This is a genomic window from Brachybacterium sp. GCM10030267 (genome assembly GCF_042666875.1).
In the GTDB taxonomy this organism is placed as follows: Bacteria; Actinomycetota; Actinomycetes; order Actinomycetales; family Dermabacteraceae; genus Brachybacterium.
The window spans coordinates 38,262-64,774 of record NZ_JBHTCX010000011.1 but is presented as its reverse complement, the minus strand read 5'-3'; the positions used below and the strand labels follow the sequence as shown (position 1 = coordinate 64,774).

Annotated in this window: 26 protein-coding genes; 12 read left to right on the top strand and 14 right to left on the bottom strand. The window is 71.9% G+C overall.

Annotated elements, in window-relative coordinates; all coding sequences use genetic code 11:
- Positions 1-103: 103 nt before the first annotated feature.
- On the bottom strand, positions 104-1,123 hold the full coding sequence (locus tag ACFQS2_RS09550) for a siderophore ABC transporter substrate-binding protein (RefSeq protein WP_377793519.1): 1,020 nt from the start codon (positions 1,121-1,123) through the stop codon (positions 104-106).
- A 219-nt stretch (positions 1,124-1,342) separates the two neighbouring features.
- Here ACFQS2_RS09550 and ACFQS2_RS09545 point away from each other — a divergent pair, with 219 nt between their 5' ends.
- The 3 genes from ACFQS2_RS09545 (at position 1,343) to ACFQS2_RS09535 (ending at position 4,129) form a co-directional block, all read left to right on the top strand.
- Positions 1,343-2,326 (top strand): hypothetical protein, encoded by a 984-nt coding sequence (locus ACFQS2_RS09545; RefSeq protein WP_377793518.1) that lies wholly within the window; start codon positions 1,343-1,345, stop codon positions 2,324-2,326.
- A 148-nt stretch (positions 2,327-2,474) separates the two neighbouring features.
- On the top strand, positions 2,475-2,825 hold the full coding sequence (locus tag ACFQS2_RS09540; protein WP_377793517.1) for a YciI family protein: 351 nt from the start codon (positions 2,475-2,477) through the stop codon (positions 2,823-2,825).
- A gap of 5 nt (positions 2,826-2,830) precedes the next feature.
- The gene (locus ACFQS2_RS09535) at positions 2,831-4,129 is read left to right on the top strand and encodes an RNA polymerase sigma factor (RefSeq protein ID WP_377793516.1); all 1,299 of its coding nucleotides are present in this window, start codon (positions 2,831-2,833) and stop codon (positions 4,127-4,129) included.
- A 74-nt stretch (positions 4,130-4,203) separates the two neighbouring features.
- Here the strand turns inward: ACFQS2_RS09535 and ACFQS2_RS09530 are convergent, their stop codons facing one another.
- The 3 genes from ACFQS2_RS09530 to ACFQS2_RS09520 all read right to left on the bottom strand — a co-directional run bounded on the left by ACFQS2_RS09530 (position 4,204) and on the right by ACFQS2_RS09520 (position 5,964).
- On the bottom strand, positions 4,204-4,635 hold the full coding sequence (locus ACFQS2_RS09530; RefSeq protein ID WP_377793515.1) for a hypothetical protein: 432 nt from the start codon (positions 4,633-4,635) through the stop codon (positions 4,204-4,206).
- 75 nt (positions 4,636-4,710) lie between these two features.
- Positions 4,711-5,022: a 2TM domain-containing protein gene (locus ACFQS2_RS09525; RefSeq protein ID WP_377793514.1), complete on the bottom strand. Its 312-nt coding sequence runs from the start codon at positions 5,020-5,022 to the stop codon at positions 4,711-4,713.
- 138 nt (positions 5,023-5,160) lie between these two features.
- Positions 5,161-5,964, bottom strand: a complete 804-nt coding sequence (locus ACFQS2_RS09520; RefSeq protein ID WP_377793513.1) for a methyltransferase domain-containing protein — start codon at positions 5,962-5,964, stop codon at positions 5,161-5,163.
- A 274-nt stretch (positions 5,965-6,238) separates the two neighbouring features.
- Between ACFQS2_RS09520 and ACFQS2_RS09515 the strand changes: the two genes are divergently transcribed.
- The 6 genes from ACFQS2_RS09515 to ACFQS2_RS09490 all read left to right on the top strand — a co-directional run bounded on the left by ACFQS2_RS09515 (position 6,239) and on the right by ACFQS2_RS09490 (position 11,212).
- On the top strand, positions 6,239-7,768 hold the full coding sequence (locus tag ACFQS2_RS09515; RefSeq protein ID WP_377793512.1) for a purine-cytosine permease family protein: 1,530 nt from the start codon (positions 6,239-6,241) through the stop codon (positions 7,766-7,768).
- A gap of 20 nt (positions 7,769-7,788) precedes the next feature.
- Positions 7,789-8,325, top strand: a complete 537-nt coding sequence (locus tag ACFQS2_RS09510) for a hypothetical protein (protein WP_377793511.1) — start codon at positions 7,789-7,791, stop codon at positions 8,323-8,325.
- 98 nt (positions 8,326-8,423) lie between these two features.
- The gene (locus tag ACFQS2_RS09505; protein ID WP_377793510.1) at positions 8,424-9,191 is read left to right on the top strand and encodes an alpha/beta fold hydrolase; all 768 of its coding nucleotides are present in this window, start codon (positions 8,424-8,426) and stop codon (positions 9,189-9,191) included.
- On the top strand, positions 9,188-9,784 hold the full coding sequence (locus ACFQS2_RS09500) for a cysteine hydrolase family protein (RefSeq protein ID WP_377017630.1): 597 nt from the start codon (positions 9,188-9,190) through the stop codon (positions 9,782-9,784). Before ACFQS2_RS09505 ends, ACFQS2_RS09500 begins: the two co-directional genes overlap by 4 nt.
- 4 nt (positions 9,785-9,788) lie before the next feature.
- Positions 9,789-10,379, top strand: a complete 591-nt coding sequence (locus tag ACFQS2_RS09495; protein ID WP_377793509.1) for a DUF488 family protein — start codon at positions 9,789-9,791, stop codon at positions 10,377-10,379.
- 62 nt (positions 10,380-10,441) lie between these two features.
- Positions 10,442-11,212 (top strand): SDR family oxidoreductase, encoded by a 771-nt coding sequence (locus tag ACFQS2_RS09490; protein ID WP_377793508.1) that lies wholly within the window; start codon positions 10,442-10,444, stop codon positions 11,210-11,212.
- Positions 11,213-11,333: 121 nt separating this feature from the next.
- Here ACFQS2_RS09490 and ACFQS2_RS09485 read toward each other — a convergent pair whose 3' ends face one another.
- Together ACFQS2_RS09485 and hutH are read right to left on the bottom strand one after the other, a co-directional pair.
- Positions 11,334-13,007, bottom strand: coding sequence for a metallophosphoesterase family protein (locus tag ACFQS2_RS09485; protein ID WP_377793507.1), 1,674 nt, complete (start codon positions 13,005-13,007; stop codon positions 11,334-11,336).
- A gap of 175 nt (positions 13,008-13,182) precedes the next feature.
- On the bottom strand, positions 13,183-14,751 hold the full coding sequence (gene hutH / locus ACFQS2_RS09480) for a histidine ammonia-lyase (RefSeq protein ID WP_377793506.1): 1,569 nt from the start codon (positions 14,749-14,751) through the stop codon (positions 13,183-13,185).
- A 44-nt stretch (positions 14,752-14,795) separates the two neighbouring features.
- Between hutH and ACFQS2_RS09475 the strand changes: the two genes are divergently transcribed.
- Positions 14,796-15,332: a hypothetical protein gene (locus ACFQS2_RS09475; protein WP_377793505.1), complete on the top strand. Its 537-nt coding sequence runs from the start codon at positions 14,796-14,798 to the stop codon at positions 15,330-15,332.
- Between the two features lie 137 nt (positions 15,333-15,469).
- Here the strand turns inward: ACFQS2_RS09475 and ACFQS2_RS09470 are convergent, their stop codons facing one another.
- The 5 genes from ACFQS2_RS09470 to ACFQS2_RS09450 form a co-directional block, all read right to left on the bottom strand.
- The gene (locus tag ACFQS2_RS09470) at positions 15,470-16,867 is read right to left on the bottom strand and encodes a YjiH family protein (RefSeq protein WP_377793504.1); all 1,398 of its coding nucleotides are present in this window, start codon (positions 16,865-16,867) and stop codon (positions 15,470-15,472) included.
- A gap of 11 nt (positions 16,868-16,878) precedes the next feature.
- Positions 16,879-18,090: an imidazolonepropionase gene (gene hutI, locus ACFQS2_RS09465; RefSeq protein WP_377793503.1), complete on the bottom strand. Its 1,212-nt coding sequence runs from the start codon at positions 18,088-18,090 to the stop codon at positions 16,879-16,881.
- A gap of 116 nt (positions 18,091-18,206) precedes the next feature.
- On the bottom strand, positions 18,207-19,889 hold the full coding sequence (gene hutU / locus ACFQS2_RS09460; RefSeq protein WP_377793502.1) for a urocanate hydratase: 1,683 nt from the start codon (positions 19,887-19,889) through the stop codon (positions 18,207-18,209).
- A 121-nt stretch (positions 19,890-20,010) separates the two neighbouring features.
- Entirely contained in the window at positions 20,011-20,871 is an 861-nt protein-coding gene (locus tag ACFQS2_RS09455; RefSeq protein ID WP_377793501.1) for a formate/nitrite transporter family protein, read from the bottom strand.
- A 127-nt stretch (positions 20,872-20,998) separates the two neighbouring features.
- Positions 20,999-21,790, bottom strand: a complete 792-nt coding sequence (locus ACFQS2_RS09450) for an IclR family transcriptional regulator (protein ID WP_377793500.1) — start codon at positions 21,788-21,790, stop codon at positions 20,999-21,001.
- 12 nt (positions 21,791-21,802) lie between these two features.
- On the opposite strand from ACFQS2_RS09450, the gene hutG reads away from it, so the two are divergent.
- Positions 21,803-22,807, top strand: a complete 1,005-nt coding sequence (gene hutG, locus ACFQS2_RS09445; protein WP_377793499.1) for a formimidoylglutamase — start codon at positions 21,803-21,805, stop codon at positions 22,805-22,807.
- Positions 22,808-22,985: 178 nt separating this feature from the next.
- Here the strand turns inward: hutG and ACFQS2_RS09440 are convergent, their stop codons facing one another.
- From ACFQS2_RS09440 to ACFQS2_RS09430, 3 genes are all read right to left on the bottom strand, one after another.
- Complete coding sequence (locus ACFQS2_RS09440; RefSeq protein ID WP_377793498.1) at positions 22,986-23,813, bottom strand: SDR family oxidoreductase; 828 nt, start codon at positions 23,811-23,813, stop codon at positions 22,986-22,988.
- Between the two features lie 228 nt (positions 23,814-24,041).
- Entirely contained in the window at positions 24,042-24,629 is a 588-nt protein-coding gene (locus ACFQS2_RS09435; RefSeq protein ID WP_377793497.1) for a GNAT family N-acetyltransferase, read from the bottom strand.
- Between the two features lie 27 nt (positions 24,630-24,656).
- Entirely contained in the window at positions 24,657-25,172 is a 516-nt protein-coding gene (locus ACFQS2_RS09430) for a DinB family protein (protein ID WP_377793496.1), read from the bottom strand.
- Positions 25,173-25,263: 91 nt separating this feature from the next.
- Here ACFQS2_RS09430 and ACFQS2_RS09425 point away from each other — a divergent pair, with 91 nt between their 5' ends.
- On the top strand, positions 25,264-26,487 hold the full coding sequence (locus ACFQS2_RS09425) for a phosphotransferase (protein WP_377793495.1): 1,224 nt from the start codon (positions 25,264-25,266) through the stop codon (positions 26,485-26,487).
- Positions 26,488-26,513: the final 26 nt, after the last annotated feature.

Below are 26,513 nucleotides of genomic sequence, written 5' to 3'. Positions count from 1 at the left end.
GTCGGCGCAGCGGGTCGAGGCGAGGCAGCGGGTCGAGGCGAGGCAGCGGGCCGAGGCGAGGCAGCGGGTCGAGGTGAGGACGAGGACGACATCGCGCCAGGGCTCAGGCCGCGCCCTCGAGGGCGTCGGCCAGGGCCTCGAAGTATTCCGTGTACGTCTGGATCGATTCGTTGGTGTACGTATCCGCGGGCATGTAGACGAGGCGGCCCTCGGCGACGGCGGTGACCCCGGCGAGCGCCTCGGAGGCCTCGAAGACCTCGGCCGCCGGCTCGTAGGCCGGGTCGTCGGCGGAGATCGCGGCGTCACGGTCCATGACCAGGATCCAGTCCGGGTTGGACTCGGCGATGGCCTCGACGGAGATGTCGTCGCCCTGATGGTCGTCGCTGGCGCCCTCCACCTCGAGCGCGGGGACGAAGCCGAAGGCCTCGAACGTCCAGCCCAGGGTGCGGCCTGCTCCGGGGGCGATGTACCCGATCTCGCCGCCGGAGACGTTGACGGCCATGACGGTGTCGGAGCCGTTGTAGGCGGCGGTGACGCGCTCCATGGCGGCATCGAGGTCGGCGCCGAGCTGCTCGGCCTCGGCCTCCTTGGAGAACACCGTCCCGAGGGCGCTGACCTGGCGCTTGAGCTCGTCCGCGAAGGGCTGGTCGTCGCGGGGGTCGAGCTCGAGGATGGCCGCGTCCGGGGCGAGACGGGCGAAGTCCTCGTGGTAGTCCGCGAAGCGCTGACCGTTGATGATCAGGGTCGGCTCGGCGGCGACGACCGCCTCGAGATCGGGTTCGCGATGGTTGCCGAGATCGATGATCGACTCGTCGTCCCGGTAGGAGATCGTCGTCGGCATCAGGGCGCGCGCGGCAGCAGTGAGCGTGACATCCCAGTCCTGGAGCGTCTCGAAGGTGCGGTTGTCCGTCGCGACGACGGAGGCCGGCGGGGTCTGGACGGTCTGGGTGCCGTTGTTGTCCTCGATCTCCACGGTGCCCGCCGCGCCGCTGTCACCCCCGTCGGACGCACCGCCGTCGGCGGCCTGGGTGCTGCCGCCACAGGCGGTCAGGACCACGCCCAGAGCACCGGCGGTGGAGAGCGCGCTGAAGTGGCGACGGGAGAGACGGGAGTGGGAGGTCATGGGGCTGCCTTCTGTCGAGGGAAAGGGACCGGTCCGGGAGAGCGGAGCGCGTCGCGGCCACACTGAGGTTAGCCTTACCTCTGCCATTTACGCCACTCATGCTTTGCATTATTTCGCGTATCGAGACGGGCACGGGAGCCGCGACCCCGCCGCTAGGCTGGGCCGCGGCCGGGCACGCGTATCGTCCGCGCCGGGGAGCAGGGCTCGAGGGGAGCAGCAATGTCCGAGCGTCCAGGCACGTCCGAGCCGCCGCAGCTGCCCGACTTCAGCGGCGGGGCATCGATCCCGGGAACCGGAACCCCGGGCACCGGTGGCGGGCCTGGTGGCTCCGGTGGCTCCGATGGGGTCGGTGGGCCTAGCGGGCCCAGTGCCGGGCACGGCGGGACTCCCGGCGGGGGCGGCGGCAGGGGCCCGATCATCGCCGTCGCCCTCGGCGGCGTCGGTGTTCTGGTGGTGGTGCTCGCGATCGTGGCACTCGTGTTCTCACAGACCGTGTTCTCGACTGACGCCGAGGATCCGACCGCCGCCGAGGAGACCTCTGCTGCCGATGATCCCGAGGAGACCCGGCCCGAGGAGTACGTCCCCTCCGAGGAGGCGACGGACGAGGCCGGCGGCGCCGAGCCGACGTTCACCGAGCAGCCCACCACCGAGTGCACGGTCCACGAGGACAACAACTCGCAGGCCGAGCAGTCCGACGGCACGGTGCGCAGCGGCGGTCTGGAGTTCGCTGTCCAGCCGGATTGGGGCACCGGGAGCAACTGGGGCTCGCAGTCCTCGTACATGGTTGATGTCGCCGCCGCGGAGCAGGAGGTCGAGGACGGTTGGTACTCCGTCGCCGCCGTGGGCGCCGTGGAGTACCCCGAGGACGAGGGCGGCTACCCGGGCGTCGAGGACGCCGCGCGAGCCATCTTCCAGTGCGGCATCTCGCGCGATCAGGCCCAGGAGATCTACGGACCGGACCCTGAGCTGGAGAACTACCGCGACGAGGCCCTCACGGTCGACGGGCACGACGGCTGGATCGTCACCGCGACGGTCATGCTCTCGGACCTCAGCCTGCTCGACACCACGGAGTCATGGGAGATCGCCGTGATCGTCGTGGATACGCCGGAGGGCCCCGCGGCGTTCGACGGCGGTGCCGCCACCGGGCACGAGCAGCAGGTCGCCGACCTCCAGGCCATGATCGACAGCCTCAGCGTGGCCTGACAGCGCGGGATGTGCCCGGCACGGGGCGGGGCGGGCGATCCCGGCGACGTCGATCCGATTCCGGAGAACTGTCGATCTGCTCGGCGCCCGTTCGTCATAGTGGTGTCCGGGCCGCTCGGCTCGGTCACCGCACCACCGAGGAGTGAGCATGAAGTACGTACTGCTGCTGATGGGAAACATGGCCGATGACCGCTGCGGCGAGACCGACGAGGGCCCGAACCCCGAGGAGTTCATGGCCTTCGACGCGGAACTGAAGGAGGCCGGCGTGCTCGCCGGCGGCTTCGCCCTCACCGATCCGGACGAGGGCACGAGCGTCTCCAAGGCCGATCGCGATGCCGAACCGGTGATCACCGCCGGTCCCTATGCCGAGAGCCGCGAGTTCGTCGGCGGCACCATCGTCCTGGATGTCGCGAACCTTGACGAGGCTCTGACCTGGGCCACCAAGTGCCCTGGGGCGATCGGCGGCCGCATCGAGGTGCGCCCGCTCGCGGAGTACTGAGGGCGGTGACCATCGCCGCGGCGCACGAGGAGCCGCCCGCCGACGACGTGCTGACCCGGGTCCACCGGGAGGAGCACAGCCGCCTGCTGGCAACCCTCGTGCGCCGCTTCGGCGATCTCGACCTCGCCGAGGACGCCGCCCAGGAGGCGATGGAATCCGCCCTGCGCACGTGGCCTCGGCAGGGCGTGCCCGAACGGCCGCTGGCCTGGCTGACCACCGCCGCCAAGCGCGTCGCCCTGGACCGCGTGCGACGTGACGCCACCTACGCCCGCCGGCTCGCGGAGCTGCACGTGGCCGAAGAGGCCGCGGCCACGCCTCCGGCCGATGCTGACGTCCTCGCCGACGGGGACCTGCCCGACGAGCGCCTCGCCATGCTGATGGGTTGCTGCCACCCCGCCATCGCCCCGGCCGACCGCATCACCCTGATGCTGCGCTTCGTGGGCTCGCTGAGCACCGCGGAGATCGCGCAGGCCCTGCTGGTACCGGTGGCGACCCTGCAGGCGCGGATCACCCGCACCAAGAAGCGGATCGCGGCCAACCGGATCCCGTTGACGGTGCCGGCCGATCCCGCGGACCGCGAGCGCCGGCTGCCTCTGGTGCTGACCGCGATCTCGCTGATCTTCACCGAGGGCTATGCCGCAACCAGTGGTGACGCCCCGATCCGGCAGGAGCTCACGGCCGAGGCGATCCGTCTGGCGCGGATCACGCACGGCCTGCTCCCCTCGGCCGCGGAACCACAGGGGCTGCTGGGCCTGCTGCTGCTCGCCGATGCCCGCTCCCCAGCCCGCCAGGACGCCGACGGCGTGCCGATCCCACTCGAGGACCAGGACCGCTCGCGGTGGGATCGCGATCTGCTCGCCGAGGGCCTGGCACTGGCCGAGGGGGCGGCGGGCCGCCCGGATGCCGGACGCTTCACGATCCAGGCCGCGATCGCCGCCGTGCACGCGGAGGCCGCGCGCTACGAGGACACCGACTGGCCGCAGATCCTCTCGCTGTACGACCTGCTGCTGGCACGCGGCGAGGACCCGGTAGTGCGGATGAACCGGGCCATTGCCGTGGGGAGGGCACGAGGACCTCAGGAAGGGCTGGCACTGCTCGAGGGGCTGGCCGATGATCCCGAACTCGCCCGCCACCATCCCTTCCACATCGCGGTCGCCCTGTTCCGCGACGAGGTGGGCCGGCGCGAGGAGGCCGCGGCAGCGTGGGCCCGGGCGCTCGAGCAGGTGGACAACGCCGCCGAGCAGCGGTTCATCGAGCGACGCCTGGCCGAGAGCGAGGGCTCGACATCCACGGCCCGGGACTGACGACCTCCGCCGCCGGCGGGCGTGGGCCCGGCCTACGACGGGCCCGACCGTCGGCGAGGAAGGCGTTCAGCCGGTCAGGCCTTCAGCGACTTCTTCTGCTTGGTCTGCTTCTTCTCCGCCAGCAGGAGAGCGCCGGCGATCGCGAGCAGCCAGGTGTCCTTCGCGACGGCCGTGCCGTCCTGACTGGGACGCACGCCGTCGGACTCGGTCATCTCGGGGGTGCGCAGGTACATCGAGACCAGGCTTCCCGAGAAGGCGGCCAGGACCGCGCCCGCGATCCGGTTGGGCACGAAGGGCAGCAGCAGCGAGGCGCCGACGGCGATCTCGCCGTAGCTGAGGAACTTCGCGAACTGCTCCGGCGTGAGCTTCTCCAGCGGCGGGACGCCCTTGGCGGCCATGCCCTGGAGGCCCTCGGCCATCTCGGCCGGCATGCCGAGCTTGCCGATTCCGGAGTTGAGGATGAACGCGCCGGGGATGGCGCGGAGGGCGATGGTGCTGAGGCTCATGTCGTCTCCAACGTCGAGGGTGGTTGCGTATTCAACGATACGCTCCCGCGCCCGTCTCGTCGAGGCCCCGCGGGCTCAGCGACGCCCGCGCAGCCGGTCCATCTCCTTGCGGACCCGGTCCTCGCTCTCGCCCGGGCCGAACAGTTCCCATGCCTGCCAGAACAGGCCGATCCCCCAGAACACCAGCACGAACAGCGGCCAGGGGAACCCGTAGCCGTAGCTGGCCCAGGACCAGAACAGGATCCCGTTGACCATCAGATAGACGGCCACCTGGACCGCGAACCCGCGGCGGGCGTGGATGTTCCGGGCGGCCTGTCGACGCAGTCCGGCCTCGTCGTCCTCGGGGATGTCGTGCGGGGCATCGGTGCGGTCATACGGCGTCTGCATCGCCGGCTCTCCCACTTGCTGCGCGGAACCGCCCGGTGCGGCTCCTTCCCTGTCCACGACCGTAGGAAGCCACGGCGAGCAGCGCCCATGACGGCTGTCATCGATGCACCCGACTCGGCGTCACGAGGGCGTGGCCCGTCAGGGCCGGGCGAGGATCTCGCCGTGCAGGAGCACGAACCAGCCGTCGGGGTGGTCGGCCCAGCGACCGAACGCAGCGGCGATCTCCTCGAGCTCGTCGATGTCGGCCCACCCCTGGCGCTGGAGCTGATCGGCCAGCGGCGGCGTCGTGATCCGGCCGCTCCAGGTCTCGGACCAGGTCGCGCGGGTCTGCGGGGTCGCGTACAGCACCGTGGACGAGCTCGGCGTGACGTCCCCGAAGCCCGCTTCGTGCGCCCAGGCGAGCAACCGGCGACCCGCATCGGGGGTTCCCCCGTTGGCGCGGGCAGCGCGCACGTACAGCCCGCGCCATCTCTCCAGCAACGGGTCCTCGGGGAACCACCGGAAGCCGTCGTAGTCGCTGTCCCGGATCGCGACGACCCCGCCCGGGCCGGTGATCCGGCGGAACTCGGCGAGGGCGACCACCGGCCGGGGCAGATGCTGGAGGACCTGGTGGGCATGGACGACGTCGAAGGCGCCGTCGGCGAACGGCAGCTCATGAGCATCCCCGACCACCACCTCCACCGCGTCCAGCTCCTGCCGTGCGAGCTCCTCGCGCGTGATGCCGGCGGCGTGCTCGTCCACTTCGAGGGCGACCACGTTCTCCGGGCCGACGAGCCGGGCCAGCCCCGCAGTGATCGTCCCCGCCCCGCTGCCCACATCGAGCAGCCGCTGCCCGGCGCGAAGCTGCGGCAGGAGGTAGGCGGAGGAGTTCTCGGCGGTGCGCTGACGGTGGCTGCCGAGGACTGCGGCACCGTAGCCGTGGGTGTAGGTCGGAACGGGCATGGGCCGACGGTAGGTGCCCCGGAGCGGGACGGGAACGGCGGTCCGTCCCGTGGGCGCAGCTGCACCTCCCGAGCCGCGGATCGCCGAGGGGCCCGATCTCCTGGACCGCGCCGAGCCTCCGGCGAGCATGTCGGCCGCCTCGTCCAGCACGCGGCGGGGGTATGGCACCGCGTTTGGGCGGCGAGCCTGCTGAGTGCCGTCATGGGACACTGCAGCTGACATCCGTCCACCCCGTCGGCCGGCCGTGCGCTGGTCGTTCTCTCCCGGAGCCGACATGACCTCCCCTGACAGCACCACTGCGCCGACGCCTCCCCCGGCCCCCGTCGGCGGCGCCGGCGTCATCGAGACCACCGGCATCGAGATCATCGCGGAGTCGGAGAGGACAGCGCGCCCGCGCGATCTCGTCTGGCCGTGGTTCGCCGCGAACGTCTCGGTGTTCGGCATGAGCTACGGCTCGTACCTGCTGGGATTCGGGATCAGCTTCTGGCAGGCCACGATCGTCGCGATCATCGGCATCATCATCAGCTTCGCCCTGTGCGGGCTGGTCGCGATCGCCGGCAAGCGCGGCAGCGCGCCGACGATGGTGCTCTCCCGCGCCGCGTTCGGCGTCCACGGGCAGAAGGTGCCCGGCATCGTCTCGTGGCTGACCTCGATCGGCTGGGAGACGAGCCTGGCGATCTCCGCGGTGCTGGCCACCGCCACCGTGTTCGACGTGCTCGGGGTCGCTTCCGGGCAGGCGGTCACCGTGATCGCGGCGATCCTCATCGCCACCCTGATCGTGGTGGCGAGCGTGCTCGGCTATCACACGATCATGCGCCTGCAGTCGATCCTGACCTGGGCCACCGGCGCCATGACCATCGTCTTCATGGCCCTGACCATTCCCGCCATCGACTGGGCCGCGGTGGCGTCGGCGCCGAACGGGCCGCCGCAGGCGATGGTCGGTGCGCTGGTGATGGTGATGACCGGCTTCGGGCTGGGCTGGATCAACATCGCCGCCGACTGGTCGCGGTACCAGAAGCGCACGGCGTCCGACGGGTCGATCGTGCTGTGGAACACCGTGGGCGGTGCGGCCGCGCCGGTGGTGCTGGTGATCTTCGGGCTGCTGCTGGCCGGCTCGGATCCCGATCTGAGTGCCGCGATCGAGGGCGACCCGATCGGCGCGCTGATCTCGATCCTGCCGCTGTGGGCGCTGATCCCCTTCTGGATCGTGGCGGTGCTGACCCTGGTCTCCGGGGCGGTGCTGGGCATCTACTCCTCCGGCCTGACCCTGCTGAGCCTGGGCATCAGGATCCCGCGCCCGGCCGCCGCCGCGGTCGACGGGCTGATCCTCACCGTCGGCACCATCTGGGTCGCGTTCTTCGCCACCAGCTTCATCGGCCCGTTCCAGAGCTTCCTGATCACCCTCGGCGTGCCGATCGCCGCGTGGGCCGGGATCCTGATCGCCGACGTCCTCTCCCGCCGCGCGGACTACGACGAGAAGGCCCTGTTCGACCCGAGCGGCCGCTACGGCGCCGTGGACTGGACCTCCGTGGTCACACTGGTGGTGGCCTCGGTGATCGGCTGGGGCCTGGTCGTGAACTCCTTCACCGAGGCCGCGCCGTGGAACAACTGGCAGGGCTACCTGCTTCAGCCGCTGGGCCTGGGTACCTTCGTGGACGACCCGGCCGGTTCCTACTGGGAGGGCAACTGGGCCTACTCCAACATCGGCGTGCTCCTCGCCCTCGTGCTCGGCTTCGGCGTCACCTGGTTCGCCCGCCGCGGCACCATCCGCCGGCAGGAGCAGGGCGCGGCTGCTCGGGCCTGAGCATTCGGAAGGAAGAAAACATGTCCGTCATGGAGATCGTGGCCTTCATCCCGATCATCGTCGGCCTCTGGCTGCTGAGCTTCCTGGTCCGGCGCCCGTGGATCCGCAAGCGGCATCCCGAGCGCCGCTGCGTCTCGCGGCTGGTGGGCGTGATCGGCTTCGTGATCCTGCTGTTCGGCGTCCTGCTCGTGCTCGCGGGGATCACGAAGGGCGAGAACCCTGCCGAGATCAGGGCCGATGTGATCGCCGGCAGCGTGCTTCTGCTGATCGCGATCCTGCTGCTGTGGACCTTCTTCATCGTCTACGTCGAGGCGGGGCCGGACGCCTTCAGATCCCGAGGCATGCTGGGGCGCACCCGGACCATTCGCTACGCGGACATCGCCCGCATCAGCTATATCGGCTCCGGCGGCCCCGACGGCACGAACATCTCAAGCACCAGCCAGACCAGACTCAGGGCACGCGACGGCACCACGATCACCGCGGGCAACGGGCTGTTCGACTGGGAGCACTATCGGGCGTGGCAGGAGCGCACGGGACAGCAGGCACCGGAGGAGTGACCTCGGCGCGGGCCACTCCACCCCGTCCCTGTGGCCGACAGCGCGTCCGACCCTCTTCGAGGACAGATCGTGTCCTCTGCGCGACCTACCGTGAGGGCATGAGCATCGATCAGACACCGGGCACACCCGCAACTCTTGTCCTCGTCCCCGGGCACTGGCTCGGCGGCTGGGCCTGGGACGAGGTCGTCGACTCCCTCACTGACGAGCGGATCCCCGCAGAGTCCGTGACCCTGCCGGGCATGGACCCCGCCGCCCCGCGGCGGGCCTCCTCCGACCTCGAGGACCAGGCGTCCCACCTCGGCGAGGTGGTCTCCCGTCTCGCGGACTCGGCGGGCCCGGTGGTCCTCGTCGCGCACAGCGGGGCCAATCTGCCGGTGATGCGGCTGCTGGGGTGCCGGCCCGAGCTCGTGGACCACGTGGTCTGGGTGGACAGCGGCCCACAGCTCGACGGCGCGGTCGCCGCCCCCGGGCTGCCCGAGGAGGTCGCCGAGGTCCCGCTCCCACCATTCGAGGAGCTCGGGCAGCAGGCGAGCCTCGAGGGGCTCTCCTCTGCGCAGCTCGACCGGTTCCGCGAGCGCTCCGTCCCCCAGCCGGGTCCGGTGATGCGGGGCGTGCTGAGGGTGGAGGACGACCGGTGGCAGGGGATCCCGGCGACCATGATCTGCAGCTCCCTGACCTCCCAGGACGTCACGGCAATGGCGGAGTCGGGTCACCCGATGATGGCACCGGTGACCGCGGTCCAGCACCTGGACCTGGTCGATCTCCCCACCGGGCACTGGCCCTTCTGGAGCCGACCGGCCGACCTCGCCGCGCTGCTCGCCGAGCGCTCCCGCACGGTCGCGGAGGTGCGTACAGTGCGGCCATGAGCACTGATCCCGGCCCGGACTCCGAGGCTCGCCCCTGGCTGCTCGTCGTCGACGCGCAGCAGATCTTCGCCGATCCCGCCTCGGAGTGGGCCTCGCCGTTCTGGGGCGGGGCCTGGGAGCGGATCCGCGAGCTCGCTGTGGCCGTCGGGCCCGAGCGGACCGTGCTGACCCGGTGGCTGCCGACCGCCGATCGGCGCACCGCCTGGGGCGACTACTTCGCCGCCTGGCCGTTCGCCGACGTACCGGCGGAGGATCCGCTGTACGACCTGGTCGAGCAAGCACGCGGCCTCTCCGCCCACCCCACCGTCGACGAGCCGACCTTCGGGAAGTGGGGGCCGCAGCTCGCAGCGCGGATCGGCGCCGCACCCGGAACCGGCCCGCACCTGCTGGTCACCGGTGTCTCCACCGATTGCTGCGTGATCGCGACCGTGCTGGCGGCGGCCGATGCCGGCATGCGCGTCACCGTGGTCACCGATGCCGTCGCCCACTCCACCCGCGAGAACGGCGCGGCCGCCCTGCACACCATGGGCCTGTTCGAGCCGCAGGTCGATCTGCGCACCACCGGCGACGTGATCGCCGGCGCGAGGTCCTGAGCCCATGTCGTCGGTCCCGCCACCACTGCTCACCCTCGGGCACGGCCGCCTCGACCGTGCTGACCTCGCCGATCTGCTGCGCGGCGCCGGCATCGAGCGCCTGGTCGACGTACGCCGCTTCCCCGGCAGCCGCGCGAACGAGGCCGCCTCCCACGGCGCGATCGAGGAGATCTGCGAGAACATCGGCGTCGCCTACCGCTGGGACGAGCGTCTGGGCGGGCGACGTCGCCTCACCAAGGACGACGATGCCGCGTCCGCCGATCCCTGGTGGCGGGTCGCGCAGTTCCGCGCCTATGCGGCCTGGACCCGCAGCGACGAGTTCCGGGCCGGGATCGCCGAGCTCCTCGCCGACTGCGCCCGGCAGCGCACGGCGGTGATGTGCTCGGAGTCCGTGTGGTGGCGCTGCCATCGCCGCCTCATCGCCGACGTGATGCTCCTCGAGCACCAGGTGCCTGTCGAGCACCTGATGCCGTCCGGCCAGCTGCGCACCCATGAGTCGAGCGCAGGCGCCCGACTGGATGCCGACGGGCACGTGGTCTGGGACCGGATCGAGTCCGAGGACCGGGCCGAGGACAAGGACAGAACCGACCCGTAGGACCTCGGCGACTAGGCAGAAATCCGTTGCCGCCCTCCGCGCCCCCGGATAGCGTCCGGCACATGCACACACTCCCCCGCACCGCCCTGATCACCGGCGTCGGCCGCCGTCGCGGCATCGGTGCCGCCATCGCGCGGGGTCTCGCCGCCGACGGCTTCGACCTGGCCCTGAACTACTTCGAGGATTACGACCGCCGCATCTACGGCGAACCCGCCGACGTCGAACTCCTGGCCGACGAACTGCGCGCCGGCGGCCGACGGGTCGAGCTCGTACCCGGCGATCTGTCGGATCCGGAGATCCCCGAGACCCTGATCGCGTCGGCCCAGGAGTCGCTCGGCCCGATCGGCGCCCTGGTCACCTGCCACTGCGAGTCGGTCGATTCCTCGATCCTGGACACGACCGTGGAGAGCTTCGACCGCCACTATGCCGTGAACGTCCGCGCCAACTGGCTGCTGCTGAAAGCCTTCGCCGAACAGGTCGAGGCCGGCGCGGACACCCCGGGAGGCGCGATGATCGCGCTGACCAGCGACCACACCGTGCACAACCTCCCCTACGGCTCCACGAAGGCCGCATTGGACCGCCTGGTGCTGGCCGGGACCCATGAACTGGCCGACCGCGGCATCCGCACCAACCTCATCAACCCCGGCCCGATCGATACCGGCTGGATGAGCGATGAGGTGCGCGATTCGGCCGCTTCCGCGACGCCCGGCGGGCACCTCGGCGAGCCCGAGACCGTCGCGAACCTGGTGCGATTCCTGGTCTCCGAGCAGGGCGAGTGGATCCGGGGACAGCTGCTCTACTCCAATGGGGGCTTCGCCTCCCCGGCGCTCTGACTCGCGGCGCCCATTCCCCCGGAACGTGGCGATTCCGGCACGTCTCGGGGGAACGGTTGCGCGCGTCGCGGCGCGCGGGTCGCGCAGGCGCGCGGGTCGCGCAGGCGCGCGGGCGGACCGCTCAGATCCCGCGACGCAGCACGAACACGCCGCCGCGGTCGAGCACGGCCCAGGCCTTCTTGGTGCGCGGATCCACGCCGTAGGTTCCCAGCTCGTAGCCCTCGCGGTAGGGCCCCTTGACGAACTTCTTGGTCCCGGCGTGGTTCGCGTCCACGGCGTTGATCCAGGAGCCGTCCTCGCCGCGAGTGGCGAGCCCGTAGCTGCCATCGGCCCGGAACGCGCGGGCGCCGCCGCTGAGCTCGAGGACGAAGCGGTCGGCCTCATCGGTCTCGTCGGCCTCGGGCAGCTGACCGGTCAGGGACTCGTCGTTCAGCGTCAGGTTCTCGTGGATGCCCGTGAGGTGGAAGCGGGGCGAGGCGTCGCCGTCCCCGGCGTCCTGCCAGCCGGTGGCGATGTGCTTGGACAGGGCCCGCCCGGCGTAGTCGGACTTCTCGGCGGTGTTGACACCGTCGAGGATCCTCGCGGTGGTGCCCTCGAACTCGTCGCTGACCACGGTGTAGGACTCCCCCGGGCCGACGAGGAACTCCTGGCCGTTCAGGGAGCGGCCCCAGCGCTCGCGCCAGTACCAGCCGCTCTCCGGCGGGGTGACGTTCATGTACGTCGGCCCGTAGTCGGCGCCGGTGCTCATGGAGTAGAAGTCGACGTAGAGCATCGGGCCGTCGACGGTGATGAGGTAGTGGCTCAGCGTCCACAGCTCCTCGGCGAGCACAGTCTCGGACGGGCCGCCGTAGGTCTCGTCGATGGAGGGGACATCCGGCGTGTAGAACTTGGCGCTGTCCGAGCCGGCGATGAGCTGCTCGATGGAGTGCCGGCCGTCGGCGCTGGTGATCACCGAGCGCTTGTGGTGGTGATCGTGGCCGCCCCACAGGAACGCGACCCCGCCCTCGTCGCAGATCTGCAGGAACCGGTCCACCCCGTCGGGATTCTCGGAGGGATCGCTGCCGAAGAGGTTGTCGACGTGATTGCCGCCGATGAGGTTCTTGTGCGCGGCGATGATGCAGTGCATGTCCGCGCCGCGGCTCATCACGCGCTCCTCGATCCAGTCGAGCTGGTCGAGGATGTTGTCGCCGGTGGAGCCGGAGCCGTCCGGACGGGTGAACTGGTCGAGCATGATGAGGCGGACGTTCTCGACGTCGAAGGAGTAGGACAGCCCCTTCAGCAGCTCCGAGGGGGAGGAGAAGTTCGTCGCCCCGCCGAGCGGGTTCTCGCCCTCGCCCATGTGCTGGGGGAAGACCTGCGGCAGCTCCTGGCCGGCCGTCGCGGAGGACTCGTGGTTGCCCCGCAGGGTGTAGAAGCCGATGCCGGCGTCGTACAGCGGCTGGACCAGTTCGCCCTTGATCGGCAGCGTGCGCACATCGGGACGGCCGTTGTAGCTGTCCTCCTCCCGATCGACGTTGTCGCCGACCTGGACCAGGAAGGCGGCGCCCTCGTCGATCATGCGCTCATTGATCATGCGCTGGAGGCCGCCGGCGATGGAGCCGGGGTTCTCCCCGTCAGCGTCCGCGCCCCACTGGGTGTCGCTCATCAGGCCGAAGGTCCACGCGTTCTCGGACAGGGCAGAACGGGGAGCGGCCGAGGCGGCGGCGGTTCCGACTGCGCCGACGGCACCGAGGGCGCCGACGCCGATCGGGAGCTGCAGGAGGGTGCGACGGTCGATACGGCTGGGAGCGGGCATGGGCGGGTCTCCTCGGGTCAGGCGGCGGGGGCTGCTCGTGTCAGGCGGCGGGGCCTGATCGGGATCGAGCACCCGCGAGACTAGGGACCTCCTGCGACCAGGAGCTGACCTGCACACCAACGACGGATGACCGCGGGAGGTCCGGTCGGCGAAGTCGCCGCCGGCCCGGCGGCCCTCACCGCAGCGGCCCGGTCACCTCCGCGGCCGCGGCCAGCACGGACCCGTCCCGCAGCCGCGCCTCGGCCTCGGCGATGTCCGGGGCGAGGAAGCGGTCCGGGCCCGGACCCTCGACGGTGCGGCGCAGCACGTCGATCACGGCACGCGAGGCGGCCGAGGGCTCCAGCGGGGCGCGCAGGTCGATCGCGCGGGCCGCGGCGAGCAGTTCGATGGCCAGCACGCGGCGCAGGTTGTCCACGCTGGTGCGCAGCTTCCGGGCGGCGTGCCAGCCCATCGAGACGTGGTCCTCCTGCATCGCCGAGGACGGGATCGAGTCCGCACTCGCCGGTGCCGCCAGCCGTTTCATCTCCGAGACCAGACCCGCCTGGGTGTACTGGGCGATCATGAAGCCGGAGTCGACGCCCGGGTCGTCGGCCAGGAACGGCGGCAGCCCGTGGGAGCGCGACTTATCCAGCATCCGGTCGGTGCGGCGCTCCGTGATCGAGGCGAGGTCCGCGCTGACCACGGCGAGGAAGTCGAGCACGTAGGCGACCGGGGCGCCGTGGAAGTTGCCGTTGGAGGTGACGGTGCCGTCCTCGAGCACGACCGGGTTGTCGATGGCGGCCGCCAGCTCCCGGTCGGCAACGGTGCGGGCATGCTCGATGGTGTCGCGCACGCCGCCGGCGACCTGCGGGGCGCAGCGCAGGGAGTAGGCGTCCTGGACCCTGGAGCCCTCGGCGGCGACGTCGGCGATGATCGGCGAGTCCTGCAGCACGGCCAGGATGTTCGCGGCCGAGGCGGCCTGCCCGGGGTGCGGGCGCAGCGGCGTGTGCAGCTCGGGGTGGAAGACGGTGTCGCGGCCGCGCAGACCCTGCACGGTCAGGGCCGTGGTGAGGTCCGCGGCGCGCACCAGCTCGTCGAGATCGGCGAGGGCCATCAGCAGCATGCCGAGCATGCCGTCGGTGCCGTTGATCAGCGCCAGGCCCTCCTTCTCCTCGAGCAGCACGGGCTCGATGCCCGCCTCGGCGAGCAGCTCGGGGACTGGGCGCTCGACGCCGTCGCGGTCCCGGGCGCGCCCCTCCCCCATCAGCACGATCGCGCAGTGGGCCAGCGGGGCGAGGTCCCCGGAGCAGCCGAGGGAGCCGTACTCGTGGACGATCGGCGTGATCCCGGCGTTCAGCAGCGCCAGGATCGTCTCGACCACGACGGGGCGCACGCCGGTGCGGCCGGAGGCGAGGGTGCGGGCGCGCAGCAGCATCAGGGCGCGCACCACCTCGGGCTCGACCTCGCCGCCGGCGCCCGCGGCGTGGGAGCGGATCAGGGAGCGCTGCAGGGCGTGGCGCTGGCTGGGCGGGATGGAGGTGTCCGCGAGCGCCCCGAATCCGGTCGAGACGCCGTAGACGGGGGTCTCGCCGAGAGCGAGGTCCTCGATGTGGGTGCGCACGCGGGCGACTTCTTCGCGGGCGGCGGGGTCCAGACGCACCTCGGCGCCGCGGCGGGCGACGGCGAGCACGTCGGCCGCGGCCAGGCCCGACGTCGACAGGGTGATGGTGCGGTTCGCGGCGGCGGGATGCGGGGCGGTGGTCATCGGTGGTCGTCTCCTGAGGTGAGGGGGCGTCGTACTCTGTGGCGATGGGGGACGTGTGGCAGCAGGCGTGGCCGGAGCTGCTCGACGCCGGAGTGCTGGTCGTGGCGATGGCGGGCGTCGTGCTGCTGACGATCCACACGGTGCGGCGTCCGCACCGTCATCGCCGGCATCCCACGCGCCGTCGGGCCCCGCGGCTGATGGCGGTCATCGCCGTGGTGGTCTACCTGGTGGCCGCTCTGATCGCGGTGGTCGGCACGACCGAGGACGAGGACCCCGCCAACGCCAGGCAGATGCTGATCGCCGGGGCGCTGCTGTCGCTGCTGGCCCTGTTCCTGCTGTGGGTCTACGTGATCGTCTACGTCGAAGCGGGCCCGGAGGCGCTCATCCAGCGGGACATCGCCGGCCGCACGCACACCATCCGCTACGAGGACATCACCCGGATCTACGAGCGCACGGCCCGGCTGGGCTATTTCGTGGTGGTGGAGGGGCGCGACGGGACGAGGATCCAGGCGGGCCCGGGCCTGTTCGACTGGGGCCCGTACCAGCACTGGCGCCGGACACAGATGCCTCGCCGGCGCTAGCACCAGCGCTAGCGCGCGAGGGACCGCGGTGGCACGGCGAGTCTCGGTGGCACGGCGAGTCTCGGCGACACGGCGAGTCTCGGCGACGTTCAGCGCCGCGGTCGCGGGAGGAGCCGTGAGGGGCCGGCGGACCGCGGTCACAGCAGCAGGTGCGCCAGCGGCGCGGTGATCAGCATCGTGAGCATCACGCGCTGGATCCAGATGATCACCAGCCGGCCCACGCTGATCGGGATCGAGGTGGCCAGGATCGAGGGCACCAGGGCGGAGAAGAAGATGATCTGCGAGACCGCGGTGACGCCGATGGTCAGGCGCAGAACGTCCGAGGGGTGACCGGCGACGGCTGTGGCCGGCAGGAACATCTCGGCGATGCCCATCGCGGCGGCCTTGCCCGCCAGTCCCGGATCCGGCAGGCCGACGAGGTAGGCAACGGGCACGAACAGCCAGCCCACGACGTCGAAGACGGGGGTGTAGGTCGCCAGCAGCAGGCCGGCGAGGCCGATCGAGAGGATCGAGGGGACGATCGCGGAGGACATCCGCACGCCGTCGCGGAACGTCGACCAGGTCCCCCGCCCCAGGCCAGGTGCGCTGGACAGGGCGCGCATCGCCTCGGCCCAGGCGGCGGCGAACCGATTGCCGCGCGCGACCGGCTCCGGGAGGTGCGTGACGCCCTCGAAGGTGTCGGGCGCGACGGTGCGCAGCGGCGGGATCCGCACGGTGATCGCTGTGACCGCGAAGGTCACGGCGAGGGTGAGCACGAAGTACAGCGTCCAGTGGTCCATGAGGTCCAGGGTGCTGGCGACGATGACCATGAACGTCGCCGAGACGGTCGAGAAGCCGGTGGCGATGATCGCGGCCTCCCGGCCGGTGTACCGGCCCTCGCGGTAGACCTTGTCGGTGATCAGCAGGGCGAGCGAGTAGGAGCCGACGAAGGAGGCGACCGCGTCGACCGCCGCGCGTCCCGGCACCTTCCACACCGGGCGCATGATCGGCTGGACCAGCACACCGATGAACTCCATCAGTCCGTAGCCGACCAGCAGCGCGAGGAACACGGCGCCGACGGGCACGATGAGGCCGACGGGGATGGCGAGCTTCTCCCACAGGAACGGGCCGATGTCGGGGTTGGCGAGCGGCCCCGGGTAGTAGCCGGCGGCCGCGCACACGGCGACGGCGAGGCCGACGACGTTCGCGAGCGCGAAGAAGGTCCGCAGCGCCCCGTTGCGCCAGGTGCCGGTGGCGAACGGGCGGATCGTGCCCAGAGCCACGAGGGCCACCACGACCCAGGGCACCACGGGGCCGAGCACCCATTGCACGAGGCTCAGCACGTGGTCGACGAGGATCGTGGAGCTGCCGGCGATCTCGACGGTCACGAAGAACATCGCCAGGCCGATGGCGCTGTAGACCACGAAGCGCCACCGGTGCGGCGGACGGGCGCCGCTCTCGCGGCCTGGCGCAGGACCACGCTGGGGATCAGGGGCGGGGACCGGCGCAGAGGCGCGATGGGGTTCGGGTGCAGGCACGGCATCGGGCGTCGTCATCGACGTCTTCCTCAGGGCAGGGGGATCCCAGCCCGCCAGACCCGGTGGGTCAGCGGCATGCCGGGGCGGTAGGCGAGATGGATGGCGGCGGGGCCGTCGAGCACGTGGAGGTCCGCGCGGGCGCCGACGGAGAGGTGGCCGACGTCCTCGCGGTGCAGGGCCTGGGCCCCGCCGCGGGTGGCGGCGCGGATCGCTTCGGCCAGCGTCAGGCGCATCTGCAGCACGGCGGTGGCCACGCAGAAGCTCATGGAGCTGGTGTAGCTGGTGCCGGGGTTGCAGTTCGAGGCGATCGCGACGCTCGCCCCCGCGTCCAGCAGCTCCCGGGCCGGGGCGAGGGGCGCCCGGGTGGAGAGGTCGCAGGCCGGCAGCACGGTGGCCACGGTGCTCTCGCGGGCCGCAGCGAGCGCGTCGATGTCGGCGGCGCTGAGATGGTTGACGTGGTCCACGCTGGCCGCTCCCAGCTCCACGGCGAGCGCGACCCCGCCGGAGGCACCGAGCTGGTTGCCGTGCACCCGCAGGCCCAGCCCCGCGTCCGCACCGGCGCGCAGGACGCGCTCGGACTGTTCGGGGGTGAAGGCGCCGCTCTCGCAGAACACGTCGATCCAGCCGACGTACGGGGCGACGGCCTTGAGCATCTCACCCGTGACCAGGTCGACGTACCCGTCGGCGTCTCCGTCGAACTCGGAGGGTACGAGGTGGGCGCCGAGGAAGGTGACCTCATCGAGCTCCCCGTCGGCCACGAGCTGCGAGGCGAGGCGGGCGGCGCGCAGCTCCTCGGCGACGGTGAGTCCGTACCCGGTCTTGGTCTCCAGGCACGTGGTGCCGCCCCGGGCGGCCTCGGCGATGCGGGCGCGCACCAGGTCCCGCAGGCGCTCGTCGGCCGCGGCGCGGGTCGCCGAGGTGGTCACGCCGATCCCGCCGGCGGCGTAGGCCTCCCCGGCCATGCGGGCCTCGAACTCTCCCGCGCGGTCGCCGTCGAAGACGAGGTGGGTGTGGGAGTCGACCCAGCCGGGCAGGACCGCCCTGCCACCGAGGTCCTCACGCGTATCGGCCGACGGGGCCTGGGCCGACGGGCCGGTCCAGGCGATGATCCCGTCCTCGATCACCACGGCCGCGTCGCGCACGACCTGCTCGTCGGTGACCGTGCCCGGGCGCGCGGGGTCATCGCGCGCGGGGTCCAGGGTCCACAGCTCGCTGATGCTGGTGAGCACGGTGCTGGTCACAGGAATACCTCCGGATGCGGATGAGCGGGGGCGGATGGGCAGGGGCGGATGCGCGAGGGCGGATACGCAGCTGCGGCTCGGGCCGGCTCGGCGCGGCACCGCGGCGGCCCGGGGCCTCAGTCGCGGCGGGTAGGAGTCATCGGGACCCGCACGCCGCGCTCGTGGGCGACCTCGTCGGCCCGGGAGTAGCCGGCGTCGACGTGGCGGAACACGCCGGTGGCGGGGTCGTTGGTCAGCAGGCGCTCGAGCTTGCGGGCGGCCAGCTCCGTGCCGTCGGCCACCCCGACCTGGCCGGCGTGGATCGAGCGGCCGATGCCGACGCCCCCGCCGTGGTGGATCGAGACCCAGGTCGCGCCGGAGGAGGTGGCGGTCAGGGCGTTCAGCAGCGGCCAGTCGGCGATCGCGTCGGACCCGTCGAGCATGGATTCGGTCTCGCGGTACGGGGAGGCGACGGAGCCGGAGTCGAGGTGGTCGCGGCCGATGACGATGGGGGCCTTGACCTTCCCGTCGCGCACCAGGTCGTTCAGGAGCATGCCGGCGAGGTGGCGTTCGCCGTAGCCGAGCCAGCAGATGCGGGCGGGCAGGCCCTCGAACTCGACGTACTCCCCGGCGGCGTCCAGCCAGCGGTGGAGGTGCTCGTTGTCGGGGAAGAGCTCCTTCATCGCGGCGTCGGTGACGGCGATGTCCTCCGGGTCACCGGACAGCGCCACCCACCGGAACGGGCCCATGCCCTCGCAGAACAGGGGGCGCACGTAGGCGGGGACGAAGCCGGGGAAGGCGAAGGCGCGGTCGTAGCCGGCGTGGCGGGCCTCGTCGCGGATGGAGTTGCCGTAGTCGAAGACCTCGGCGCCGGCGTCCTGGAACTCGACCATGGCCTGGACCTGGCGGGCCATCGCCTCGCGGGACTTCTTGGTGAAGCCCTCCGGGTCCGCCTCCGCCTCGCGCCGCCAGTCCTCGACGGTGACCTCGGCGGGCAGGTAGGACAGCGGGTCGTGGGCGCTGGTCTGGTCGGTGACCACGTCGATGTGCACCTCGCCGGCGCGGTGGCGCTCCAAGAGCGCGGGGAAGACGTCGGCGGCGTTGCCGACGATCCCGATCGAGACGGCGCGGCGCTCGGCGCGGGCGGCGCTGGCGCGGGCGACGGCGTCCTCGAGGTCCTCGGCGATCTCGTGGAGGTAGCGCTTGGCGACGCGGCGCTCCAGGCGGCTGCGGTCGACGTCGGCGATCAGGCACACCCCGTCGTTCAGGGTGACCGCGAGGGGCTGGGCCCCGCCCATGCCGCCGCAGCCGCCGGTCAGGGTGATGGTGCCGGCCAAGGTGCCGCCGAACCGCTTGGCGGCCACGGCCGCGAAGGTCTCGAACGTGCCCTGGAGGATGCCCTGGGTGGCGATGTAGATCCAGGAGCCCGCGGTCATCTGCCCGTACATGGTCAGGCCCTCGGCCTCGAGGCGGCGGAACTCGGGCCAGGTGGCCCAGTCGCCGACGAGGTGGGAGTTGGCCAGCAGCACGCGCGGTGCCCATTCGTGGGTGCGCAGCACGCCGACGGGCTTGCCGGACTGGACCAGCAGGGTCTCGTCGTCCTCGAGGTCGCGGAGGGTCTCGGCGATCGCGTCGAAGGCCTCCCAGGAGCGGGCGGCACGGCCGGTGCCGCCGTAGACGACGAGGTCATCGGGGCGTTCGGCGACCTCGGGGTCGAGGTTGTTCATGAGCATCCGCAGCGGGGCCTCGGTCTGCCAGGACTTCGCGCTGAGGGCGGTGCCGCGCGGGGCGCGGACGGGGCGGGCTCCGGGGAGGGTCATCGTCGGTTCCTTCCGTGGCGGGGGTTCGGTCCAGCTCACCACGCCCGGGCGTCCCGGGCGAGACCTACCGGCCCGGTTATGTCCGGAATACCGGACAACTGATCGCAGGCCAGTAGCCCGGTCAGGAGACGACGGAGGTCTGGGAGCTGCCGGAGTCCTCGGCGGCACGCTCCTTCTGGACCAGCTCCCAGGTGCGGATGAGGCGCGGGAAGGCGAGCATGAGCAGCCCGCCCAGCACATTCAGCGGGATCACCCAGGCGAACCAGATCAGCCAGTCCACGTACGAGATCGCCGCTCCGGCGTGCATCGCCCCGAAGATCACCACGGCGTTCAGGGCGCCGTGGAGCATGCCGAGCCCGACCACGAGGAAGCCGGCGATCAGCGAGTTCGCCAGCGTCACCATGCCCTCGCTGGAGCCCTGGTTCATGCGGGTGATCAGGGTGATCGTGAACCCGGCCAGCAGCGCCAGGGAGACCGTCTCGCTGGTCAGGCCTTTCTCCATGTAGCCGGTCGCGGTCTCCGTCAGCACGGACTCGAAGCGGGGGAAGGCGGCGACCACGAACCACATGAACAGCCACCCGCCGATCAGGTTCATCGCCAGGGTGACCACCCACAGCCGCACCAGCTGCCACCAGGTGCCGCGACGGGCCATCACGGCGTTGATGGGCAGCAGGAAGTCCTCGGTGAACAGCTCGGAGTGCGCGAGGCGGCAGGCGAACAGGCCGATGCCGAACGCGAGCCCGCCCAGCAGTTTGGAGTCGGTGGCCTCGAGCACGGCGAGCATCGCCATCAGGCCCAGGCCTACGTCGATGCCGCCGAACAGACCGGTGATGATCTGGGCGCGCCAGGTGCGATTGAGTTTGTTCGCGCCTTCGGCGACGGTGTTCTGGAACTCCTCGACGAGCTTGTCCTCGACGGGCTCGTCGGACTCACCGAGCCGGGCACGCTCGTCGGCTTCGGAGGGCTGCTGCTCAGGAGCCATGGGTCCGTCCTCACGCTCGCACGTCGGGTCGACGAAGGATACCAACAGCCCCGTGTCCACGGACGGGACGCCAGTCGCAGCTGCCCGGTCATATGCGCAGCACCGTCGACCGACGTCCCGTCGGCGGTCAGGTCCGGCTGGGCGAGCCCGAGCCGACCGGACCGTGCAGGCGGCGGGTCAGCTCACCGGCCGCCTCGCGCACCGCCACCGCCAGCCGGGCCCGGTCCTCCTCGCTCGTGTGGTCCTCGACGAAGGTCAGCGCGACCGCGGCGGCCGGCCACCCGGTGTGATCGCGCACCACGGCGGCGAGGGAGGAGAGCGTGTCGGTGACCTCCCCGGTCTCTTCGGCGACGCCCTCGCAGCGCACGTCGGCCAGCAGCGACCGCAGCTGCTGCGGCGTCGTGGGCCCGGGGGCGGATGTGCGGGCGGTGAAGTCGGCCTCGCGGCCGTAGAGGCTGCGCAGCTGCGCCGGCGGGAGCTCGGCCAGCAGCGCCCTCCCGCTCGCGGTCAGGTGGGAGGGGATCCGTACGCCCACGTCCGTGACCAGGCTGGGCCGGTTCCGGGCACGCTCCTCGACGATGTACAGCACGTCACGGCCGTGCAGCACGGCGAGATGGCCCGACTCCCCCACCTCGTCGACCAGGTTCTCGACAACCCGTCGGCCGACGCGTGCGAGGGGCTCCTGCCGGGCGTACCCGCCGGCCAGCTCGAACGCCGCGGGACCGATGCCGTACAGCCGCTCGGAGGCGAGGTGGAGGGCGAAGCCGCGTTCGACGAGCACGCTGAGCAGGTCGTACGTGGTCGAGCGGGGCAGGTCGAGGTCGCGGGCGATCTGGATCGCGGGCACGGGGGTGCGCTGCGCGGCGAGGTACGTCGTCAGCTGCAGTGCCGCATCGGCGGCGCGAACCTTCGGTGCCATGATGGAGCCAGCATGCCACCGCATCACAGGGAGGTCGCCATGGATGCCGCTGCTGCATCCGCACGCGCATGGACGGGCCGGTTGGACGGCCACGGCACCGAGCACGCCCGCTGGCACATGATCGTGGACACCGAGGAGCCGAGCATCGCCGATGTCGCGCTGCTGGGATTCCGGTCCGACGAAGGCGTGCGCCGCAACCGGGGCCGCCCCGGCGCGGCCGACGGGCCCGGGGCCCTGCGCCGCGCGCTGGGGCCGATGGCGCTGCACGGGGAGATCGGAGCCGGGCGCCGCCGCATCGTCGACCTCGGTGATGTGGCTGTGGACGGGCAGGACCTCGAGAGCGGGCAGGAGCAGCTGGCGACCCGGCTCGGGCAGGTGCTGCGGACGACGGGCGACCGCGGCGGTCTCTCTCTCGTGCTCGGCGGCGGGCACGAGACGGCGTGGGCCTCCTATCGCGGTCTCGCGGCCTCCGGCCGACTTGACGATGGCGCCCGCTGGGGTGTGCTGAACCTCGATGCCCACTTCGATCTGCGCCGCGAGGAGCGGCCGACGTCGGGCACGCCGTTCGCGCAGATGGCCGATGCCGAGGCGGCCGCCGGGCGGGAGCTGAACTACGCCGTGCTCGGCATCGCCGAGCCCTCGAACACGGGCGTGCTGTTCGAGGAGGCCCGACGGCTCGGCGTGCGCTGGCTGACCGACGAGCAGTGTGCCGACGGCGGAGCCGAGCAGGTCACCGCGTTCGTCCAGGATTTCACTGCGGATCTGGACCTGCTGTATCTGACGATCGATCTGGACGTGCTGCCGGCCGCCGTCGCGCCCGGCGTCTCCGCTCCGGCTGCCTACGGGGTCCCCCTGCCGGTGATCGCGGCGGCCGTCCGAGCTGCGGCCGGCAGCGGGAAGCTGGCCCTGCTGGACGTGGTGGAGCTGAATCCTGCGCTGGACGTGGACTCCCGCACCGCGCGCACCGCGGCCCGACTCATCGATGACGCCGTGCGGCACGCCGTCGGCGCCCGGTAGTGAGTCGTCGGCGCCCGGTAGTGAGTCGGGTCGGACCTGGCCAACGCTCCCTCGCCCGACGCCGATGACGGCCAACGGCTGACGACTGACGGCGAGCGGCAGGCGACAGGCGACAGGCGACAGGCGGCGGACGGCTGACGGCGGGCAGCGGACGGCTGACTCTTGCCGAGCCGGCTTCTCAGAGCGGCTGGTCGCTCTCGCGCAGCCAGTCCTCGAGCGTCATGTCGTCGACCTCGGCGTCGGCAGGGATCAGTCCGCCGGTGGCGAGGCCGCGCCCGAGGTAGGGCAGCTCCGTGACCAGGCGCGGTGACCTGCCGGCGAGGCTGCCGCGGGTGGCGAGGATGCGCCGGACGAGCTCGGCGCTGGTGAGTTCCTCGGGGCCGCGGATGGCGGCGGTCCTGGTGGCGGCATCGTTGCCCGACGCGTCGCCGTCGCCACGCTCGACCGGGACACCGCTGGTGACGAGCGGGTCGTCCTCGATCTCGCGCTCGATGAAACTCGCGACACGGGCCGCGGCGACCGGGGCCATCCGCATGGTCGGCAGCACCGCGACCGGGCCCAGGCTCGCCTGGGACAGGATCGATCCGGCCAGCTCGTACCACTGGGTGGAGTGGATGATGGTGGCCGGGATGCGAGCCTCCCGGTAGAGGCGCTCCTGGGCGGCCTTCCCGCGGTAGTAGCCCATCAGGCGGTTCACGGTGGGATCGGCGGCTCCGGCGATCGAGACGCAGACGAGGCGTCGGACCCCGCCGCGCTCGGCGGCCCGGGCGACCTTCTGCGCCGTGCGGGTGAAGTACGAGACCGCGCGGTCACCGCGGATGGTGGCGATGTTCAGGGCATCGACGGCGACGTCGGCCCCGGTCAGCGCCTCCTCCAGACCGGTGCCGCGGAATGCGTCGACGCCGCTCGCCCGGCTGAGGGGGCGCACGCTGTGGCCGGCGGCTTCGAGGCGGGTGACGAGGTGGCGGCCGATGGTGCCGGTCGCTCCGAGCACGGCGATATCCATGGCCTCACAGTAGGCGCGAAGGAAAGCGCCGGGAAGCCCCGGATCACCGGTCGCGTCGCCCATGGGGTCAGCGCAACTTCTTGGTCTGGTACGCAACCTGATCGCGCTCAGGCAGGGTGACTCGGCGCTGACCGCCATATAGCTGCATCCCCTCCGGCGCGCGAGCGTTGGCGGAGGGCTGCTGGGGCAATGCGACGAACCACCGCCCCGAGCGGTTATCGCCGGGCGTCAGTGGCCGGTAGAGCCGTCACCGGGCGGCCGCCAGCGTTCGTTGACCAGCTGGAACAGACGGCAGTCCGCCCACTGGCCTCCCAATCGCAGGAAGGAGCGGGCCAGGCCGAACTCTGCGAAGCCGCAGCGCTGGAGGACCCGCACCGAGGCGTCGTTGCCGACCTGCACCTCGGCCTGCAGCCGGTGCAGGCCGAGCCCACCGAAGGCGACGGCGATGGCGGCGTGGGTGGCGATGCCGCGGCCGGTGTCTGCGTGATCCACCCAGTATCCGAGCGAGGCGAACTCGGCAGCGCCGCGGACGATGCCGGTGAAGCTCAGGCGCCCCACCAGACGGCTGCTGCCGTTCTCCTCGAGCCAGATCGTCAGCGGCAGGCCGCGGCCGGCTTCGCGATCCTCGACAGCCTGAGCGATGGCGGCGCGCTGCCCGGCCTCGGTGAACCAGTTCGCCGTCCGTTCCGGAGCGCCAACCAGCAGGTGCTCGCGGTTGCGGGATTCGAGCTCGGCCAGCGCCGGGGCGTCGGAGGGAGCCAGCAGACGCAGGGTCACCTGCTCGGCGCCGACTGGGCGCGCGGTCTGCTCCCTCATGCGGCACATCGTGCCAGAGGGATCGGGTCAGTACCCGGTGCGCCCGTCGATCCGCTCGCGCAGCAGATCCAGGTGGCCGAGGTGGCGGGCGTACTCCTCGATGAGGTGGGTGAGGATCCAGCGCAGGTTCACCGGCTCACCCTTCCGCAGCCCGCGCACCGGGCCGTCCAGATCGCTCCAGCTCGCCTGGGCGGCCCGGGCGGCCTCGACCTCCTGGCGGTAGCGCTGGACGTCGGCTTCTGCAGTGGCCGGGTCCACGTCCTCGAAGTCGCCATCGGGGTTCTGCGGCGTGCTGTAGTAGTCCGGGACGGCCTCGCCGAGGGTGACCTCGCGCAGCCAGTGCGCCTCGACCTCGGTCAGATGGCGCACGATCCCGATCGGGCTCAGGGTCGACGGGGGCGCGGAGCGCCGGCACAGCTGCTCGGCGTCGAGGCCCTCGATCTTCAGCAGGAGGGTCTGGCGGTGGAAGTCCACCCAGTGGTCGAGGGTCTCGCGCTCGGTCGCGGTCATCGGGCCGAACCGGCGGGGGTCGGGAGTGCTCATGGAGAGCGATCCTGGCACGCCGTTTGCGGAGCAACCAGGGATTATCGCGCTGCGCCGAGTAAGATCGGGCATCCCCAGCACAGGAGTCGAGATGGCGTCGTCCAACCCCGCGGACCCCACGGCCCTGCTGGATCCTGCGTCCCCCGCGATGGGCGAGCGGCTCGTCGAGGCCTGGCGCACCGGTGTGCTGGTCCTGCCCCTGCGGGACGAGTCCTCTCCGGTGCGGCTGCCGGGGCTGCACAAGTCGGTGCTTCCACCCTCGCTGTCCGGGCAGGCGCGGGTCTCGCTCGCCGGCGTCGGTGAGCACTTCGCCGCCTGGCGGCTGGTCCCGCAGGAGAACGCGCCGCTGATCGTGCGGATCCCCCACGTGCCCCTCGCCGAGATGCCGCAGGATCTCGCTCACGAGATCGCCGCGCTGACTCTGGTCCCGCCCGACGTCGGCCCGCAGCCGATCGCGTTCCACGACGAGCCGGCCGACGAGGGGTCCCCGCCCGCCGGGGCAGGTGGCCCAGCGCCCGGCGGCGACCCCGGGGACCCGGCACCCAGCCCCATCGGCCATCCCTTCGTCGTCACCTCCGAGATGCCCGGCACCGCCGCCGTGCCGGAGGCCTGGACCGCGCAGAACCTCGCCGCGCACGCCGCCCACCTCGCGCACCTGCACTCGGTGCCCGCTCCCGGGCGGGGCCCGGTGACCCTGGGACGGAACCCCTGGGCGGCGATCCCGCGCGGCACGCCGTCGCTGTTGAGCGAGGTCGAGGCCGAGGTGGAGAGCTGGCGCTCCCGGCACGGCGCCCTGATCCGGGAGCTCGCGCTCGAACCGTTCCTGGACGCGGCCCTGTCTCGCGTGGCGACGGTCGAGAGCGACATCGCCCAGCTGGACGGCTTCGTCCTCGCCCACGGCGACCTCTGCGCCACCAACATCATGTGGGACCGGCCCGTGGAGGCCGCGGAGCCACCGGCCGTCGGCTACATCGACTTCGAGTGGGCCCAGGGCGATGATCCTGCCCGCGACCTGGCGATCATCGGCGGCGCCGTGCACGGCGGACCCTGGTACGTCCCGCTGGACGAGGACCAGGTCAGCGCCTTCGTCGACGCCTATGTGCGAGCGCGCGCCGAGCACGGGCCCGTGCCTGCCTCGGTGGCCGACGTCGGCGCGCTGCGCCGGCGGATGCGAGCCTGGACGGCGTACGAGCGCACCGCGATGCTGGTCCACGTGGCCTCCCGCGCCGCGACCCGGGCCGCCCACCGCCAGGTGCTGCCGGTCCTCCGCGGCACCCTGGCCGAGGAGCTCGGGCTCGACGACGCCCACCGCTGAACTCCCACGGGTGAGAGTGCCCACGC

What these genes read in the sequence shown, in the direction of transcription:
- ACFQS2_RS09550 (WP_377793519.1), bottom strand. Translation starts at nt 1,123, where the DNA reads ATGACCTCCCACTCCCGTCTCTCCCGTCGCCACTTCAGCGCGCTCTCC.
- ACFQS2_RS09545 (WP_377793518.1), top strand. Translation starts at nt 1,343, where the DNA reads ATGTCCGAGCGTCCAGGCACGTCCGAGCCGCCGCAGCTGCCCGACTTC.
- ACFQS2_RS09540 (WP_377793517.1), top strand. Translation starts at nt 2,475, where the DNA reads ATGAAGTACGTACTGCTGCTGATGGGAAACATGGCCGATGACCGCTGC.
- ACFQS2_RS09530 (WP_377793515.1), bottom strand. Translation starts at nt 4,635, where the DNA reads ATGAGCCTCAGCACCATCGCCCTCCGCGCCATCCCCGGCGCGTTCATC.
- ACFQS2_RS09525 (WP_377793514.1), bottom strand. Translation starts at nt 5,022, where the DNA reads ATGCAGACGCCGTATGACCGCACCGATGCCCCGCACGACATCCCCGAG.
- ACFQS2_RS09520 (WP_377793513.1), bottom strand. Translation starts at nt 5,964, where the DNA reads ATGCCCGTTCCGACCTACACCCACGGCTACGGTGCCGCAGTCCTCGGC.
- ACFQS2_RS09515 (WP_377793512.1), top strand. Translation starts at nt 6,239, where the DNA reads ATGACCTCCCCTGACAGCACCACTGCGCCGACGCCTCCCCCGGCCCCC.
- ACFQS2_RS09510 (WP_377793511.1), top strand. Translation starts at nt 7,789, where the DNA reads ATGTCCGTCATGGAGATCGTGGCCTTCATCCCGATCATCGTCGGCCTC.
- ACFQS2_RS09505 (WP_377793510.1), top strand. Translation starts at nt 8,424, where the DNA reads ATGAGCATCGATCAGACACCGGGCACACCCGCAACTCTTGTCCTCGTC.
- ACFQS2_RS09500 (WP_377017630.1), top strand. Translation starts at nt 9,188, where the DNA reads ATGAGCACTGATCCCGGCCCGGACTCCGAGGCTCGCCCCTGGCTGCTC.
- ACFQS2_RS09495 (WP_377793509.1), top strand. Translation starts at nt 9,789, where the DNA reads ATGTCGTCGGTCCCGCCACCACTGCTCACCCTCGGGCACGGCCGCCTC.
- ACFQS2_RS09490 (WP_377793508.1), top strand. Translation starts at nt 10,442, where the DNA reads ATGCACACACTCCCCCGCACCGCCCTGATCACCGGCGTCGGCCGCCGT.
- ACFQS2_RS09485 (WP_377793507.1), bottom strand. Translation starts at nt 13,007, where the DNA reads ATGCCCGCTCCCAGCCGTATCGACCGTCGCACCCTCCTGCAGCTCCCG.
- hutH (WP_377793506.1), bottom strand. Translation starts at nt 14,751, where the DNA reads ATGACCACCGCCCCGCATCCCGCCGCCGCGAACCGCACCATCACCCTG.
- ACFQS2_RS09475 (WP_377793505.1), top strand. Translation starts at nt 14,796, where the DNA reads ATGGGGGACGTGTGGCAGCAGGCGTGGCCGGAGCTGCTCGACGCCGGA.
- ACFQS2_RS09470 (WP_377793504.1), bottom strand. Translation starts at nt 16,867, where the DNA reads ATGACGACGCCCGATGCCGTGCCTGCACCCGAACCCCATCGCGCCTCT.
- hutU (WP_377793502.1), bottom strand. Translation starts at nt 19,889, where the DNA reads ATGACCCTCCCCGGAGCCCGCCCCGTCCGCGCCCCGCGCGGCACCGCC.
- ACFQS2_RS09455 (WP_377793501.1), bottom strand. Translation starts at nt 20,871, where the DNA reads ATGGCTCCTGAGCAGCAGCCCTCCGAAGCCGACGAGCGTGCCCGGCTC.
- ACFQS2_RS09450 (WP_377793500.1), bottom strand. Translation starts at nt 21,790, where the DNA reads ATGGCACCGAAGGTTCGCGCCGCCGATGCGGCACTGCAGCTGACGACG.
- hutG (WP_377793499.1), top strand. Translation starts at nt 21,803, where the DNA reads ATGCCACCGCATCACAGGGAGGTCGCCATGGATGCCGCTGCTGCATCC.
- ACFQS2_RS09440 (WP_377793498.1), bottom strand. Translation starts at nt 23,813, where the DNA reads ATGGATATCGCCGTGCTCGGAGCGACCGGCACCATCGGCCGCCACCTC.
- ACFQS2_RS09435 (WP_377793497.1), bottom strand. Translation starts at nt 24,629, where the DNA reads ATGAGGGAGCAGACCGCGCGCCCAGTCGGCGCCGAGCAGGTGACCCTG.
- ACFQS2_RS09430 (WP_377793496.1), bottom strand. Translation starts at nt 25,172, where the DNA reads ATGAGCACTCCCGACCCCCGCCGGTTCGGCCCGATGACCGCGACCGAG.
- ACFQS2_RS09425 (WP_377793495.1), top strand. Translation starts at nt 25,264, where the DNA reads ATGGCGTCGTCCAACCCCGCGGACCCCACGGCCCTGCTGGATCCTGCG.